Origin of the sequence: Sphingobacterium humi (genome assembly GCF_009768885.1) — a bacterium.
Taxonomy (GTDB): domain Bacteria; phylum Bacteroidota; class Bacteroidia; order Sphingobacteriales; family Sphingobacteriaceae; genus Sphingobacterium; species Sphingobacterium humi.
Genome location: NZ_WSQA01000009.1, coordinates 95862 through 110414 on the forward strand (window position 1 = coordinate 95862; position 14553 = coordinate 110414).

General features: G+C 44.3%; 10 protein-coding genes. 3 read left to right on the forward strand and 7 right to left on the reverse strand.

What is annotated here, in order from left to right:
• The first annotated feature begins 73 nt into the window (after positions 1 to 73).
• Entirely contained in the window at positions 74 to 3250 is a 3177-nt protein-coding gene (locus tag GQF63_RS12755) for a SusC/RagA family TonB-linked outer membrane protein (protein ID WP_160369620.1), read from the forward strand.
• A 20-nt stretch (positions 3251 to 3270) separates the two neighbouring features.
• Positions 3271 to 4722, forward strand: coding sequence for a RagB/SusD family nutrient uptake outer membrane protein (locus GQF63_RS12760; protein WP_160369621.1), 1452 nt, complete (start codon positions 3271 to 3273; stop codon positions 4720 to 4722).
• 78 nt (positions 4723 to 4800) lie between these two features.
• On the opposite strand, the gene GQF63_RS12765 is transcribed toward GQF63_RS12760, so the two are convergent.
• From GQF63_RS12765 to GQF63_RS12795, 7 genes are all read right to left on the reverse strand, one after another.
• Positions 4801 to 6312, reverse strand: a complete 1512-nt coding sequence (locus GQF63_RS12765; protein ID WP_160369622.1) for a M14 family zinc carboxypeptidase — start codon at positions 6310 to 6312, stop codon at positions 4801 to 4803.
• A 1-nt stretch (position 6313) separates the two neighbouring features.
• On the reverse strand, positions 6314 to 7360 hold the full coding sequence (locus tag GQF63_RS12770; RefSeq protein ID WP_160369623.1) for a S66 peptidase family protein: 1047 nt from the start codon (positions 7358 to 7360) through the stop codon (positions 6314 to 6316).
• 2 nt (positions 7361 to 7362) lie between these two features.
• Positions 7363 to 8697 (reverse strand): dihydroorotase, encoded by a 1335-nt coding sequence (locus GQF63_RS12775; RefSeq protein ID WP_160369624.1) that lies wholly within the window; start codon positions 8695 to 8697, stop codon positions 7363 to 7365.
• Between the two features lie 154 nt (positions 8698 to 8851).
• Positions 8852 to 9973 carry a hypothetical protein gene (locus tag GQF63_RS12780; protein WP_160369625.1) on the reverse strand — a complete coding sequence of 374 codons (1122 nt, stop codon included), beginning with the start codon at positions 9971 to 9973 and terminating at the stop codon, positions 8852 to 8854.
• A gap of 128 nt (positions 9974 to 10101) precedes the next feature.
• A complete protein-coding gene (locus GQF63_RS12785; protein WP_160369626.1) occupies positions 10102 to 10899 on the reverse strand; it encodes an SGNH/GDSL hydrolase family protein in 798 nt (265 codons plus the stop codon).
• 61 nt (positions 10900 to 10960) lie between these two features.
• A complete protein-coding gene (locus GQF63_RS12790; protein ID WP_160369627.1) occupies positions 10961 to 12244 on the reverse strand; it encodes an alpha/beta hydrolase family protein in 1284 nt (427 codons plus the stop codon).
• 169 nt (positions 12245 to 12413) lie between these two features.
• Complete coding sequence (locus tag GQF63_RS12795) at positions 12414 to 13097, reverse strand: phosphoribosylaminoimidazolesuccinocarboxamide synthase (RefSeq protein ID WP_160369628.1); 684 nt, start codon at positions 13095 to 13097, stop codon at positions 12414 to 12416.
• Positions 13098 to 13293: 196 nt separating this feature from the next.
• On the opposite strand from GQF63_RS12795, the gene GQF63_RS12800 reads away from it, so the two are divergent.
• The gene (locus GQF63_RS12800) at positions 13294 to 14553 is read left to right on the forward strand and encodes an acyloxyacyl hydrolase (RefSeq protein ID WP_160369629.1); all 1260 of its coding nucleotides are present in this window, start codon (positions 13294 to 13296) and stop codon (positions 14551 to 14553) included.

Consider the following 14553-nt stretch of genomic DNA (forward strand, 5'->3'; position numbering starts at 1 on the left):
ATACCTACGAAAAACAAACCCCTGCTTTCACAAGGGCAGGGTATACCTATTGAAATAACAAAAAAACCAAATTATGAAACATCATTTACTCACATCTTTGTGCGTAATGGCTTGCAGCAGCCTGCAAGTAGTTAACGCGCAACAAATTGCGGTAGCTGGTAAAGTTTCAGACCAGAATGGCGTCCCATTATCCGGGGTTACCATTACGGTAAAAGGAACCTCCATCAGCACCTCCAGCAATGACAATGGCTTATTCAGCTTAAATGCGGATCATAAAGCGACCTTAGTGCTTTCTGCTGTGGGCTATCAATCGCAGGAGATCCCCTTGGCTGGTCGAAAAACCCTGAACATTGCCTTAGTTTCCGATGAGGAAAAACTAGACGAGGTCATCGTGGTGGCCTATGGTACTTCGAAGAAAAGCTCGTTCACGGGCTCCGCCAGCCAGATTAACTTTGACAAAGAGGGCGGTGATGTGCCGGTTAACTCCTTCGAACAAGCTTTAACGGGCAAGATTCCGGGGGTGCAGATCAATACGACCACTGGGCAGGCCGGTGCTACTTCCACCATCCGGGTTCGCGGTATTGGTTCGATGAACGCCAGTAATGAACCCTTGTATGTGATTGATGGGGTGCCTTCGCAAAGTGGAAATGCCGGACAGATGCTCTCCGCACTTGCCGGAACTTCAAACAATATTATGGCAACCATCAACCCGAACGATATTGAAAGTATTACGGTGTTGAAGGATGCGGCCGCTTCGTCGCTTTATGGTTCTCGTGCGGCCAATGGGGTGGTATTGATTACTACCAAAAGCGGTAAGGCGGGCAAACCAAAGGTTGACTTCCGAAGCTCCTTAGCAACCACACCTGAATGGGCGGTAGACAACTATAAACCAGGCGATGTTCAGGAGCAGATTCAGTATTTCTATCAGATTTTCCACGATTACCGTACATCCAACGGCTATACTGAAGCCCAGGCGAACCAGTATGCCTTAACCCGGATGAATACGCGCTTCGGCCCGCATGGCTATGAATTCAGCTCGGAAGGGACCGGCTTATACGATAAGATTATTATCAAAGGAAGAACAGACGGCGTCGAAAACCGGGATGGTAAATACTTTGATTGGAACGATGCCTTGTTCCGCACAGGTCGACATCAAACGAATGATTTAAGTTTTAGCGGTGCCAACGATAAAACAAGGTACTATTCGAATTTGAATTATACCAAGGAACTCGGCCGTGCTTACACCAACGAATTTGAGCGTTTTGGTGGTCGCTTAAACCTGACGCAGCAGCTTCATGAGATAGTGGATTTTGGGGCAAACATCAACGTGACCCATACAGGCAAAGAAGGCTATAACGATACCCGGAACACCGGTACCAACTACTTCTATTTAGCGAATAACTTATTGTTTCCATTCTATTGGCCTACAGACTATAAAACAGGAAAGGAATACTCCACCCGCTATAATTCATTAGGCTATAACCCACTTTATTACGATAAACAATGGGAGAACAATTCCAAAACCTTACGGATTATTGCAACTCCTTCCCTAACGGTACGTTTCTTACCGGAATTGACCGGAAAAACCATTTTCTCGTATGATAATGCGGAGGTAAAAGATCATTTATACTTTAGTCCGTTACACTATAACACGACTTATGGTATTACGGCCAATGGTACGGTGATGGAATACAGCACCAACTACCTGACTTTAATGTCTTCCTCGACCTTAACCTATGATAAATCATTTGATGCACACCATTTAAATGTATTGGTAGGTTTTGAAGCTCAGAAAGATAAAACAGATTATCAATATGCCAGCGGTTCCAACTTACCGAACTCGGCCTTACACACGGTGGCAACGGCAGGTATTAAAGATGCCAACGCCTATTCTTGGGGGCATAATATGATGTCTGCCTTCTCGCGTGTGGAATATAACTTCCAAGACACTTACTTCCTATCGGGCTCCTTACGTCGTGATGGTTCCTCGCGTGTAGGTCCGAAGCATCGTTGGAGTAATTTCTGGTCGATTTCCGGAGCGGTTAATCTTAAGAATACCGCCTTCTTACAAGAGGTGCAAGAAGTGGATTTATTGAAACTTAAAGCTTCCTATGGTACCAACGGTACGCTTTCCAGTTCGAACTTTGCTTGGCGTTCTTTGGCCGGATTTGGCATGAACTATATGGGCCAACCGGGCGGTGTGATCAATACTATTGCTGACCCGAACCTTTTGTGGGAGCAAAGCTTTAACTTTAATATTGGTACCGACTTTGGCCTCTTCAACAATAGATTGACGGGTACCATTGAATACTTCAACCGCGATTCCAAAGACTTAATCCAGAATGTAAACATCTCGATGATTACGGGCTTTGGTGGTACGATTCGCAACATTGGGAAAATCAATAACAGTGGGGTAGAAATTTCCTTAGCGGGTGACATCCTTCGCAAGGAAGATTTCCGTTGGTCCGCTAATTTCAACACCTCCTTCCTCTCCTCTAAGGTGAAAGAACTATACGGAGGTCAAGATCAAATCTGGTCAGATCCTACCGGTAGCGATGCCCGTGTATCATTCATCTACCGTGAAAATTCACCAGTTTACTCGTATTACTTGCGGGAATGGGCTGGGGTTGATAAAACCAATGGTAAACCGGTATGGTATGTAAATGATCCGAGCAATCCGGATGGCGACTTTTTATACAACGGTCGTGGTGCCTCTAACTCGGTAGCAAAAGCGAAACAGATTTTAATCGGTTCCCCAATTCCTAAGGCTTATGGTGGCTTCGGTACCGAGGCGGAGTACAAAGGCGTTTCCTTAGGCTTAAGCTTTAACTATAAAATTGGTGGCGATTTATATGATGCAGGTTCCAAAGATGTGGCTGAAGATGGGTACTACTGGGAGCGGATCCGTTCTGCCCATGGTATCCAACAAGTGTGGCGTCCTGACTTTACCGAAGGGGTATTGCCAAAGGTTAGCGGAAATGACCCGGAAGATGGGATCAGCAACTCGACACGACACCTATACGATGCTAGTTTCTTGCGTTTAAAACAAGTAACGCTAGCTTACCGTCTTCCTGAAGCTTTAACGCATCGTGCGAAGATCAGCAATGCGCGTATCTTTTTCAACGGTACGAACCTATTAACTTTCTCGAAATTTAAGTTAGCCGATCCGGAGGTGAATCAGTATGGTTCCCGCGGTTGGGAAACCCCATTTGGGAAAACTTATACCTTCGGTTTAGAGTTTAGTTTATAACCTATCAATTATTTGAAATCATGAAAAAGATCACTTTATTCACTATAGCCCTTGCGAGCATCTCGTTATTTTCTTGTAAGGGATTTCTAGACGTTAAGCCCACCAACTCCATTCCATCCGGAGAAACCATCACGACCTTGGCCGATGCCAAAGTGATGATCAATGGCTTATTACGTTCCATGGCTAGCTCTGGCTATTATGGCCGTAACTTTATGATTTACGCTGATGCCAAAGGTGGAGATGCGACCATTGTATCGCAAGGTCGTGGCTTGGATGCCCTTTATGTATTCAACCATAGCATCACCAGCAATAGCTATGCATCTTTCTGGGCCGAAGGCTACAACTCCTTGTTGCAGGCCAATAACATCATTGAATCGATCGATGAATTAATTGCCAATGGCAGCACCTTAGACTTTTCGAACTATAAGGGGCAGGCCTTAACGCTACGTGCTTTAATTCACTTCGATTTGGTTCGTTTATACGGAAAAACCTATACCGATAATCCGAGCACCTATGGCGTGCCCATTGTGACGAAACGCTTAGGCTACGATGCGCAGGTGTTACGGAGCTCGGTGGCTGATGTGTATAAACAAATCATTGCTGACTTAACGGCTGCAGCACCTTTACTACCTAAAGCAAAAGCCAACGGCTATATCAACTATTACGGACTTAAAGCCTTAGAATCTCGCATCTACCTAACGATGGGTGATTTTGACAAGGCATTTGCCGCAGCTGAGGAAGTTATTGGTAGCAATGCCTATTCGCTATACAAAAATACAGAATGGGTAGGTTCATGGGCGACTTCCTTTGGTAAGGAATCGATTTTTGAAATTGCCTTAGCCAAAGATCAGGGCGACTTGGGATCGAGCTCCTTAGGTTATTATTATTTACGGAGCAAGGATAACAATGCGTTAGGCAATTTTACAGCCTCTGACTATTACCTGAATCGTTTGGGTGAAGATCCTACGGATGTGCGTTGGGGCGTGATGACTACAGATGAGCTGAAACGTAATGCAGCCTGTTATAAATATGTTGGTGGCGTAGATAAAAAGTTGGAAGGCAAAGATGGTTTTACAGCGGTAAACATCAAGGTGATTCGTTTATCGGAGGTGTACCTGATTGCAGCAGAGGCAGCCTTGAAAAAACCCGCAGCCGATAAAGCAAAAGCTGCCACCTACTTGAATTTAATACGTCAGCGTGCGCCAGCCTTGGCTCCTGCCACAGCAGCAACCGTGACAGAGGATATGATTTTGGACGAGAAAAGTAAAGAATTATATGGCGAAGGTCAGCGTTTTTGGGACATGATTCGTACCAATAAAACCATTACGTTTAATGACGAGCATGTGGGTGTAACTATGCAACACCGTACAAAAAGCATCAACCGTTCCTTCAACAAAACGATCTTACCTATTCCTCAAGGCGAGATTGATGCCAATCCGGAAATCGGTAAACAACAGAACCCTGGTTATTAATCGGGATTCAGCGATAAAAAAGGCTCCTGTTCGACATGAACAGGAGCCTTTTTTATGCTTTTTTAGCTGGAATGTATTTTACAAGATTCGGTTTTTCAATAAGCCGACCTCCGCTAGTGGTTTTGAAAGATCGATTAAGTAGCCGTTTAAAATAGCGTATTTTAAGGTTCCATTTGCATCGGCCAGGTAGAAGTTTGCTGTTCCGCCTAAGTCAACAAATGGGGTTGGTGCAAAGTTCGGGTTGGCATACACCTGAATCGGCAATTGATGCAACATGCCTTGCTGCTCAGGCAGCAGGTTTTGCACCTGTACGCCGATAAATCCTTTCTTCAACAAATCATAGGCTACTTCAGGTGTCAATGCGGCTAAGTTCGGCAGCGCTTGTGGGGCCAGTTTTCCTTCTTGGAAGTGAAGACCTTCGGCCTGCACTTCATCATAGCCGAAAGACTCCGGCAAATCGCCGATGTCTTCCACCCTTCCGCGAACAAAATAATCGCCAACCACGGTCTGTTCTCCTCTGCGCAGGGCAATATCGCTCTTTAAAGGGATAGAATCGGAGCCAAAAGATAGGCCACGGATCATCACATCGTGCATTTGGCTGGCATTAAATGGAATGGCTTCATAGCCTTTGGCATCATAGTTTTCATAACTACCTTCGGCAATTTCAATCAAGGCATTCAGGATGATGATAAAATTGAGCTTCCGGATTTGTTGCTTCTCCGGATCACCCTTTAAGCCGCCAGACTCGATCAACACCGTACTGGCTCCCCAAGATTGGAAATTATCGCCAAAGCCTCTTGGGGTATAGGTATCATCGTATTTAGCGACTGCATTGGGCACATACTGTTGCAAGATCTCGTTCATACCGACGATGATCTGCATGGCGCCTTCCCGAACCTCATTGATTTCGCGGGGCTCGTTGAAGGCGGGTGCCAATAGGGAAATGGTGACTGGGTTTTGTGTTCCCGGCACATTATAATAGATATTTTGATCGTGCAGGTTGAAGCCATAGCGAGGTTGGAACTCTTTTGCCCGTTTCTTCAATAAGGCACCTTCTACGGTTTGGTTTGCGCGAGCATCACGGTTTAAATCGATACTCTGGGCATTACGTCGCAAGAAGCGTTCGGCACCATCGGGGTTTAACATGGGAATAAAATGCAGGGTTAGGTTTTCCTGCAAAAGCTGCCGGATCGAATCGAAACCATCGCCTTTTCCTTCCAGAAAGTTAAATAGATCGAATAAGGCCATGGTGGCTGTTGGTTCATCGCCATGCATCTGCGACCATAACATGACTTTCTTGTTTCCTTGGCCATAAGCAAGTTCATAGATGGCGCGGCCTTCTACCGATTTACCAATCTGATCGACCTGCAAGCTGCCTCTCTTTTTATGCAGCTGTATGAGGGAGTCGATATCTTTATGCTTGAATCGACGGTGGAATAGGGCTTGCTCTTTAGATTGGGCATACATGCTATTCCATTGGCTGGTATCGACCTGCATGGCTTCCAGTTTTCCGGTTGTAGAACCGCCGGAGAATGGATTGCTACAGGCTGTGATGGCCAAAAGGCCTAAGGAAACTAAGACTAACTTCATATTAAATCAACGCTTTTTCTAGGATTTCTATTGTTCCTTTATTGGCATCTATCCTTGCCTTTACCCCTACCGGTAAGAGGAACTGATCGTCAATATGTCCAATTACTGCGCCAGAATAGGATGGAATATTCAGGGGTTTGATGTAATCGCGGAGGATTTGATCAAGATTTAAAGAGCCATACCCCGCGGATGGGGAACAGCCGGTACATTTCCCGAAGACAAAGCCTTTGATTTGCGCGAGGATGCCGGCGTTCATTAATTGGCAGAACATACGGTCTACCTTTTCCGGCGATTCGTTTATTTCTTCTAAGAAGAGGATACTGTCTTTAAAGTCGGGTAAGTAAGGGGATCCACATAAGCCCGAGATGAGGGTCAGGTTACCACCTAGGAGCTTGCCTTCGGCAATGCCAGGGTTGATGGTGCTAATGCGGTCTTTATATTGAACGATATTATCGCCTTTTTTATCTGGGTTTGCAAAGGTCACTAACTTATTGTCCATAAACTGGTCGGTAAAAGTTTTAGCGACAAAATTGCTCCAGTTTGAGGTCCCTACAGGGCCATGGAAAGTCACCAAGCCTATTTTGGCCTGAAAGGCCATGATGAGGGCGGTGATGTCGCTATAGCCTAGCAAGGGTTTTGGATTATTGGCAATTAGCTTATAGTCTATTTTGGAGAGTAAACGAGAAGCGCCACTGCCCCCACGGATACACAGGACGCCATGTACCTCTTTATCGGCGAACATGGCGTGGAGGTCTTCCAAGCGCTGCGCATCGGTTCCTGCTAAGTTACCATAGCGCTCGCGGATGTATTTCCCCTCCTTTACGTTTAATCCGAAATAGGTCAATACTTCTTTGGTAAGGGTGATGGCATCTTCATCCCCTAAGGCGCTAGCCGGCGTAATGATACCTACCGTATCGCCTGGTTTTAAAACCTTTCCTTTCAAAAGGGGTTTTACGGTAGCTGCCATATGCATCGCTTCCGAAGTGCCCACGAAAGGGACACTTGCTAATCCTAAACCCAGGGATTTTAAGAAAGAACGTTTATTCATTATTATCTGTTAAAAAGTAAACGATGTCCTGATCCGACCTCTATTAGTTTTCCTTGGCTAAAGGCTAGGTTGCCGGATACCAAGGTATGCTCGATGCTGGCCGAGAAGGTATGATTTTCAAATGGAGACCAGCCACATTTGGAAAGGATATTGGATTTATCGACGGTATAAGGTTTATTCAAATCCACTAAGACCAGGTCGGCCCAGTAGCCTTCACGAATATAACCACGCTGTTCAATTTGGAATAAGGTAGAGGTGTTATGTGCTGTTTTTTGCACCAACTGTTCTAAGGTAAGTTTACCTTGTTTCACCAGGTCTAACAAGGCTTGCAGGGCATGCTGCACCAGCGGGCCGCCCGATGGCGCCTGCAGGTAAGCTTGTTCCTTTTCCTCGATGGTATGCGGGGCATGGTCTGTTGCAATGACATCGATATGCCCATCAAGAACGGCTTGCAGAATAGCATCGCGGTCGTTGGCTGTTTTCACTGCCGGGTTCCATTTGATGTAATTTCCTTTGGTTTTATAATCGGCATCGGAGAACCAAAGGTGATGGATGCAGGCTTCGGCGGTAATGCGTTTTTGTTCCAGAGGAATATGATTCTCAAACAGGGCGGTTTCTTTCGCCGTGGAGATATGCAAGATATGTAAGCGGGTATTATTCTTTTTGGCGAGTGCTACGGCTTTGGAAGAAGAAAGGTAACAAGCCTCGGCCGAGCGAATCAAGGGGTGCATTTCTATGCTGACCTGATCGCCATATTTGTCTTTAAAAGCGGCTAAGTTGGCCTGAATAGTGGCTTCATCTTCACAGTGGGTGGCGATTAAGGTTGGCGCTTGGCTAAAGATAGCTTCCAAAGCTTTTTCATTATCGACCAACATGTTTCCCGTGGAAGAACCCATGAAAACTTTGATGCCACAAACGTCGCGTGGGTTGGTTTTCAGCACTTCTTCCAGGTTATCGTTAGCTGCGCCCATGAAGAAGGAATAATTGGCAAGGGATGAGTCTTGCGCAATATCGTATTTATCTTGTAATAAGCGTTGGGTCAAGGTATTGGGCACGGTATTGGGCATTTCCATAAAGGAGGTGGTACCGCCGGCTACAGCTGCTCTGCTTTCGGTATAGATATTGGCCTTGTGGGTCAGTCCGGGTTCCCGAAAGTGCACCTGGTCATCAATCAAGCCTGGCAGCAGGTGTAAGCCTTCAGCATCGATGACCTGATCAGCAGTTTTGTCTATTGTTGCGGCTATTTTTTCTATTCGCCCATCTTTAATCCATAGATCTTGCGCCTTTATCTCCCCTTCGTTTACTACCTGCGCATTTTTGATAAGTATAGTTGACATGTAATTTTATATTAGGATAAAACAAATATAACAAAACCAAGCGCCTAAACCCATGATTTGCCTATTAATGTCCTATTTTAAGGGATATCAACAGGTCATGGTCTACCTACTTAATCGTAATCAAAAGGGTACAGGAATTGGAGCTATGAATTACTTAGTCTGCCGTAGCTGCATTGCGGGTATCTACGCTTCGTTCCAACACAATAATCTGTTCCTTTTTAGGTTGGGTATTTCCATAGGGGTAGAATAAAACGGCATAGGCGTTCTCCTGACGTGCAACGACTTCAAAAATAATTAACTCCTGCATTTCCATCTCGAAGACCTCGCCTGTAATCAGGTTTTTATAGCCATTTACTCCTTTGGAATAATAGAATTCCACCAGCTCGCGCCCGACCATGGTAAACCAGCCGTTTCCAAATTCATTATTAAACTTAACGACATAGGTATCCGGTCCGACAAGCACGGCCGGCCAGGTATTGTAGAAAGGATCTTGGATATCAAAGAGGAATTGATCTTCGGTGACTCCTTCCGGCGACACAATCTGCATAAAGAGCATACCCTCATTGATTTGCAAGATATGTGATTCCTTTTCGAAAGAAAGACATAGCACCTGTGCAAAAAAACGTTGTGTCGGGTTTATCCATCGCTCGCGGAGGATATTTCCCTTTTCATCGATGCTTCGATGCAGCCATTTCTCTCCTTCTAAGGCCAATAGATGGATCTGCTCGTCTTGAATACGGATTGAATTATTCGTAGGCAAGGGAATTTTCACCTGATTTCTCTTCTTGATGTTCCCATTTTTAAATTCAATCGCCAGCATTTTATCGGGTTTATGGCGATCCCAGGGGTTTACATCATAGAGGATGGCAAAGGTTTTGAAATTGCCGACAAAATCGCCTAGAAATGGACGGCTTCCTTTGCTGGGGCGCTCCACTTCTTCCCTGTTGAACAAGGGGATAGCGATTTCCATATCCTTGTCGGGATCGTACGGTTCGATCGACATAAAGGCCTCCCCTTCCGGGCTTAAAAAAAAGCTAGGCATAATGCCATCTGTTTCTAAGTAAGCATGGTTCGCTCCTTCGGTATCCATGTGTACAAATACGGTAGAAAAGGGATGTTTTTTGTCTTTGATATCGGTTGCAAACAGCACTCCTTCGCGGTAGCCGACCGCAGCTTTTAGGGTTTGTCCAAGCTCCGTGGAAAACGTGGTCACCCGACCAAAGGAGGAATTGACAACCGATATTTTAAAAGGATTTACTGTTCTTAGACTTTCCATAAAACTTGTATTTCTTTCTTTTAAAACCTATTGTTTATGCTTATAAGACAAAACATAAACGTTATCGAAATAATAAAATACAAGAATCATGCTAAAAGTATAAAAGCTCCAAAATCGTTGCCTGAATATTAATGCACGCCTTCGTAATAAGGGCCTCCTCCGGAAGGTTGCTTTGGATCGAAAATTCCTAATTCTTTAAATAGATTAATCGCCATTTCCTTATGTCCCAACCCGTTAGGATGCAAAGGGTCATTCAAAAGCTGCTTGCTCCATTGGTCTTTATATTTGGCTTTTAACTCGGTATTCCAATAGTGCCATTGGTTTACGAAAATAACGCTTCTCTTTTTTGTTATTTCTTCCATTTTGACTACATATTGCTTCAAGTTTTTGCGTTCAACGGCCTCTTCTTCCAAAATTGGGGTAGGCGATAAAAATACGGGAATGGCGCCTAAGGCACGAATCTGATCGACAAATTTCTCGAGGTTTTTTCCGTATTGCTCCACGGAGATATTTCTTTTTTCCGAGGCATCGTTGGTGCCTATCATTAAAAAGACAACCTGTGGCTTGAGGTGGGAAACCCGCCAATCGAAATCTTTTAAAATATCGACTGTTGCATTTCCGGAGACTGCTGTATTGATGATGATGTCGCGCGGTCTTCCCATTTCATAGCGCACGCGCTCAAAGAATATTTCGGAGTAAGTGCGATAGCCATGGGTATGCTTGGCACCCTGGGTAATGCTGTTTCCGGTAAATAGCCAGGTAATGGGAGTTTTGGTTTTTAATAAGTCGGCGATTGCTTGTTTATCGATTTGGACGCTATCGGTTTTTGCGTAAGCTGAAACATGTTCTGGGATAAGCGGTTCATTCGCGAAAGTTGTTGCTGAGCAGCTTAATAAGCTAAATAGTAAAAGGGTTTTAAGGTTCATAGGTTGATTGTTTAGGGCTAAATATACGAAATAAGGGCAGAAAATTAAGGATAAGCCCCAGCTATTGACCCTCAGGTTTAGCAATGACATACTGATCGGCAAAGGCAATATATTGCTGCCAATCGTAAAGGAGGATATTATGTTTTCCGGTTCTTCGGTGGTAATGAACCACATGACCGACAGGTGTATCGGGTGCCGGGAAGCTTACGCCCTGCAAGCCCCTAAGCCCATAACTGTTGTAAATTGGTTCTGTAAGCTGTGCGCTGAGGAACTCGCCTAATGGATCTGCCCATAAATCTTCCGTCGCACTGGCCACATACAAGGGTCTCGGTGCTACTAATGCTAACAGCATATGCTGATCAAAGGGCAACAGATAGGGTCTATTATTGTAAAACTTATACTTTTCAACAAACCAATGTGGAAAGGATGTATTGATTCGATGGATGGTTTCGCCGAACCAACGTCGGGAAAGTGCGGCTCCCCCTTCGCCGGAATTATTGGATATAACCGCTGCAATTCGGGTATCATTGGCGCCAGCCCAAATCGCCGCTTTGCCGAGTCGGGAATGCCCCGTAACCAGAATGCGGGAAGCATCTATCCGATCCTCGGTTTCTAAATAATCAACGATACGGCTGAGCCCCCAAGCCCACACAGAAAGCGCTGCCCAGTCTTGCGGCTTCAGGCCTAGCTCTTTGGAAATTTTACTCCGCAAGCTTTGCTTCCAGCCTTCGGCATGGTCTAGTTCTAGATCGCCATAGTAAGCTGTTGCCACAGCGTATCCTTTGGCCATTGCATGTTCCAACTCCCAACGCTCTGCCTGCGTTCCACGTAGATTCGGGTCTGTTTTTCCATTATCCTTATTGAGGAGCAAAAGATCCTTATTGCGTTTGGATATGATAATATCAGGATCATTATGTATGGTATGATTCCCTTTGAAATTCAAGCCCATAAATACAGGTGCAGGTTGTGCCAGGTGGTTCGGAATATAGATAATCACATCCATATAAACGGAACTATCGGCCTTGGAAAAATAACAGCGAACTTGCTTGGAAGTTGCTTTACCTTGCAAAGCCTGTGGATTGCTATGTTGCAGTTCGATGCGCATGGTTTTAGGTTTTCGCGGGAACTGCCCATACATGTTATCCTTAAATAATTTTAAGAGATAAGCTCTTCGTTTTTTCTCCCAAGTATTGCGCATTTCTTCCTTGTTGGCGGGTTCCTTTTTAAAGAGTGTGGGTAATTCGTAAGGACCTACATTAAATTCAAGTTCATTGTATACGGGCTTCTGCGCAAAGGAAGGAATGCAACAGCTAAGGAGGAAAAGGATAACAAGGCTATTTCTCATGGTTAGGTTAATGGGTTTAAGGTAAAGGTTTCTAAATCCACTACGATACAACAAGTTAGCTATTTTATAGTTTTATTGAAAGGAATACCTGCCTGATTTTAACAACAAAAGCCCCGGCATTGACTGTATCAATACCCGGGCTTTCTTTATTCCCTTGCTTAAATCGGACTTAGCCTAAGAAAATTTTTTCTAAATCTAAAGGTGCAATGTATTTTCCATCTTGGTAAACACGCATATTACCGCCTGAAATCTCGTCGATCAACATGATCTCGCCAGTAGCTTTATCGCGTCCAAATTCTAATTTAATATCGTATAATTCTAAATTCTTGCTGGCTAACTCCACTTTAATGGCGTTGCAGATCGTTTTTGTTAATTCCTTAATGGTTTGATAGTCTTGATTATTAAGGATACCCAACATGACTAAAGCATCTTCAGAAATCGTTGGGTCGCCACGTTCGTCATCTTTAATAGTAATCTCTACAAAGGAATCCAAAGGCTGGCCTTCTTCACAATAAGCGCCATAACGACGTAGAAAACTTCCTACCGCACGGTAGCGGCAGATTACTTCTAATCCTTTCCCGAAGGTTTCGGCTTCTTTTACAACCATACTTACCTCTTCGATATCAGCGGAAACATAATGCGAGTTCACGCCTTGGCTCTTCAACAGCTCAAAAAAGTGCTTGGTCATTTTAAGGCCTGATTTACCGGCACCATCAATGGTTAAGCCTACTGTATTCGCACCTGGATCAAATACCCCATCGGTACCAGTCACATCATCTTTAAACTTTAATAAAACCTGATTATGGTCTAGGCTGTAAACATCTTTTGTTTTACCTTGATAGATTAATTTCATAAGAGTGTATGTTATTGTTTATGCTGAGCACAAAACTACTAGAAATATGCTATAAACGGGAATATCCTCGAAAAGAACAGTAGAAAAATTGTAGGTGCCCTAAAATTCTTCATAAAAACTACCCGCAAAGGGTTAATGTTGTAACTTTCAATTCTTATCCCTAATTTAGAATCTGACCGTTTTTTACCAATGCAGTATGCTTAACCATTTATTACTGAAATCTAAACCTGTTGCTTATTGCTTTATTGGTATTTTATGCGGTTTACTTTCTCTTGGCGAGCTTCAGGCTCAACAAGATTCGATAAACCAGCCCGCTGAGTATCAAACACGCATCAAACTTCCGCAGTTCTTCAGTCTGGAAATTCGTCCGGCCTATAATATTCAAACCGCCCCTTTTTATGTCAGTGGTGAGCATATTAAAATCACCCCTGATTATGGTGTATCAGGACACTTGAAGTATGGCTTTGCGATGCCAACCGGTTCTTTGGGTAGCCAGATATTCTCCAAAACACAGCAAGGCATTGGGCTGGCCTATTATAATTTCGGCAATAAAGAAGAATTGGGAAATCCGACCGTAGCCTACCTCTTCCAAAATGCTGAAATTACCAAACTCTTTCCCGGTGTAGCCTTGGGCTATGAATGGAATTTCGGACTCTCTAGTGGTTGGAAAGTGTACGATCCTGCATTGAACCCTAGGAATGTGATTGTGGGTTCTAAGGTAAATGCCTATATCAACTTAGGGCTATACTTAAAATGGCGTCTTTCTGCACGATTGGGTCTGTTGAGTGGCATAGACCTGACGCATTTTTCCAATGGTAATACCGAGTACCCAAATGCTGGCGTCAATACAGCGGGGCTTAAGTTTGGCTTGCAATACGCTGTAAATAACCCCTTACCGGCGATTAAAACCTTTGAACCGACTTATACAGTTCCTGCATTCAAAAAACATATAAGCTATGAATCGGTGCTCTTTGCATCCTGGCGTCGGAAAGGCGTTGAATTCCTTGGGCATCAGGTGGCCTCGCCACATAAATACCCCGTATTTGGCTTTTACTTTGCTCCCATGTATAATTTCAGCTACCGCTTCCGCACGGGGATATCGCTGGATGGCATCTATGATGGCAGTGCGAATGTGTATACCGAAGACTATATTTCAGGAACAGAGCAGCAATTTTTCAAACCCGAGTGGAAAAGACAAGTTGCTCTTGGGCTTTCCGCTCGGGCTGATTATGTGATGCCTATCTTTACGATTAGCTTCGGATTGGGAGCCAATTTGTTGCATGAAGGTGGAGACCTGAATGGTACTTACCAGAGTTTCGCGCTAAAAATTATGGCTACCCGCAGCTCCTTCCTTCATATAGGCTACAATTTAAAAGACTTTAAAGAGCCTAACTACCTGATGTTGGGTATTGGCTATCGATTCAACAATAAAGTACCATCCTTACTATCTAAGTAG

Bases quoted from the DNA above. Each gene is read 5' to 3' on its own strand.
- GQF63_RS12755 (WP_160369620.1), top strand. From the start codon at position 74: ATGAAACATCATTTACTCACATCTTTGTGCGTAATGGCTTGCAGCAGC.
- GQF63_RS12760 (WP_160369621.1), top strand. From the start codon at position 3,271: ATGAAAAAGATCACTTTATTCACTATAGCCCTTGCGAGCATCTCGTTA.
- GQF63_RS12765 (WP_160369622.1), bottom strand. From the start codon at position 6,312: ATGAAGTTAGTCTTAGTTTCCTTAGGCCTTTTGGCCATCACAGCCTGT.
- GQF63_RS12770 (WP_160369623.1), bottom strand. From the start codon at position 7,360: ATGAATAAACGTTCTTTCTTAAAATCCCTGGGTTTAGGATTAGCAAGT.
- GQF63_RS12775 (WP_160369624.1), bottom strand. From the start codon at position 8,697: ATGTCAACTATACTTATCAAAAATGCGCAGGTAGTAAACGAAGGGGAG.
- GQF63_RS12780 (WP_160369625.1), bottom strand. From the start codon at position 9,973: ATGGAAAGTCTAAGAACAGTAAATCCTTTTAAAATATCGGTTGTCAAT.
- GQF63_RS12785 (WP_160369626.1), bottom strand. From the start codon at position 10,899: ATGAACCTTAAAACCCTTTTACTATTTAGCTTATTAAGCTGCTCAGCA.
- GQF63_RS12790 (WP_160369627.1), bottom strand. From the start codon at position 12,244: ATGAGAAATAGCCTTGTTATCCTTTTCCTCCTTAGCTGTTGCATTCCT.
- GQF63_RS12795 (WP_160369628.1), bottom strand. From the start codon at position 13,097: ATGAAATTAATCTATCAAGGTAAAACAAAAGATGTTTACAGCCTAGAC.
- GQF63_RS12800 (WP_160369629.1), top strand. From the start codon at position 13,294: ATGCTTAACCATTTATTACTGAAATCTAAACCTGTTGCTTATTGCTTT.